At 46.1% G+C, this 1,394-nt stretch carries 9 tRNA genes and 1 rRNA gene; all 10 read right to left on the bottom strand.

Annotated features, from left to right (window positions below):
• Positions 1-156: 156 nt before the first annotated feature.
• A tRNA-Ala gene (locus tag CSV68_RS16455) sits at positions 157-232 on the bottom strand.
• Between the two features lie 7 nt (positions 233-239).
• A tRNA-Pro gene (locus tag CSV68_RS16450) sits at positions 240-316 on the bottom strand.
• 29 nt (positions 317-345) lie between these two features.
• Positions 346-422, bottom strand: a tRNA-Arg gene (locus tag CSV68_RS16445).
• A 16-nt stretch (positions 423-438) separates the two neighbouring features.
• Positions 439-527 (bottom strand) — tRNA-Leu (locus tag CSV68_RS16440).
• 16 nt (positions 528-543) lie between these two features.
• Positions 544-615, bottom strand: a tRNA-Gly gene (locus tag CSV68_RS16435).
• 9 nt (positions 616-624) lie between these two features.
• Positions 625-706, bottom strand: a tRNA-Leu gene (locus CSV68_RS16430).
• A gap of 22 nt (positions 707-728) precedes the next feature.
• Positions 729-804 (bottom strand) — tRNA-Lys (locus tag CSV68_RS16425).
• Between the two features lie 8 nt (positions 805-812).
• Positions 813-888: transfer RNA gene (locus CSV68_RS16420), tRNA-Thr, on the bottom strand.
• A gap of 14 nt (positions 889-902) precedes the next feature.
• A tRNA-Val gene (locus CSV68_RS16415) sits at positions 903-978 on the bottom strand.
• Between the two features lie 94 nt (positions 979-1,072).
• A 5S ribosomal RNA gene (gene rrf / locus CSV68_RS16410) occupies positions 1,073-1,188 on the bottom strand.
• Positions 1,189-1,394 lie beyond the last annotated feature (206 nt).

The raw sequence follows: 1,394 nt of genomic DNA, 5'->3' as shown, positions 1-1,394 counted from the left end.
CTCTCCATAAGAGAAATTCGATTAGCTCGAGTTTCATTTGCTGGCATCAATTAAGATACTCATTTTGTTTGTGTCACCGTTAGGTGCACAAACTGTATTTCGTTAACGTTTTGCTGTTCAGTTTTCAAGGTTCAAGAGGTTCTTAAAAATAGTATTTGGTGGAGCCTAACGGGATCGAACCGTTGACCTCCTGCGTGCAAGGCAGGCGCTCTCCCAGCTGAGCTAAGGCCCCAAATAAGTGGTCGGGAAGACAGGATTCGAACCTGCGACCCCTTGGTCCCAAACCAAGTGCTCTACCAAGCTGAGCTACTTCCCGACTATGTAAAATGAGTTTTTTAATAAATATGGCGCGCCTGGCAGGAGTCGAACCCACAACCTTCTGATCCGTAGTCAGACGCTCTATCCAATTGAGCTACAGGCGCATATTATGAAATTAAATGGTGCCGAGAACCGGAATCGAACCGGTACGGTAGTCACCTACCGCAGGATTTTAAGTCCTGTGCGTCTGCCAGTTCCGCCACCCCGGCAAGAGTGGAAATTAAAAGCGGAAGACGGGATTCGAACCCGCGACCCCGACCTTGGCAAGGTCGTATTCTACCACTGAACTACTTCCGCATAAATAAATGCGGGTGAAGGGAGTCGAACCCCCACGCCCGAAGGCACTAGATCCTAAGTCTAGCGTGTCTGCCAGTTCCACCACACCCGCGATATGTTTCGGCAAAAAATAATGGTGAGCCGTACAGGATTCGAACCTGTGACCCTCTGATTAAAAGTCAGATGCTCTACCAACTGAGCTAACGGCTCGTACTAAGTGGTGCCGGCGAAAGGACTTGAACCCTCAACCTACTGATTACAAGTCAGTTGCTCTACCAGTTGAGCTACACCGGCAGGTGTAGAATATATGGTGGAGGATGACGGGCTCGAACCGCCGACCCCCTGCTTGTAAGGCAGGTGCTCTCCCAGCTGAGCTAATCCTCCTGGGTATAATTTTTCTTTGAAATTTACTTGTTCTTATTCTCTCGATCACTATATTATGTATAGAATACTTAGTGTGTATCTTAAGAAAAGAATTGCCTGGCGACGTCTTACTCTCACAGGGGGAAACCCCCAACTACCATCAGCGCTGAAGAGCTTAACTTCCGTGTTCGGTATGGGAACGGGTGTGACCTCTTCGCCATCGTCACCAGACTATGTATCCTCGTTCTTGAGGACATTTATTATTATAACACTTGTTATTATTAATGCAAGCATTATTTTTAATAAGTTTTGAGTAAAACTTGTTCACTCAAAACTGAATAAAAGACATTGGTGTAGTTCAAGTAACTACTTTTTAAAATAGGTTAAGTCCTCGATCGATTAGTATCTGTCAGCTACATACGTCGCCGTACTTACAC

It is taken from the genome of Sporosarcina sp. P29 (assembly GCF_002743265.1).
Lineage (GTDB): Bacteria > Bacillota > Bacilli > Bacillales_A > Planococcaceae > Sporosarcina.
This window is presented reverse-complemented; position numbering and strand designations above follow the sequence as displayed.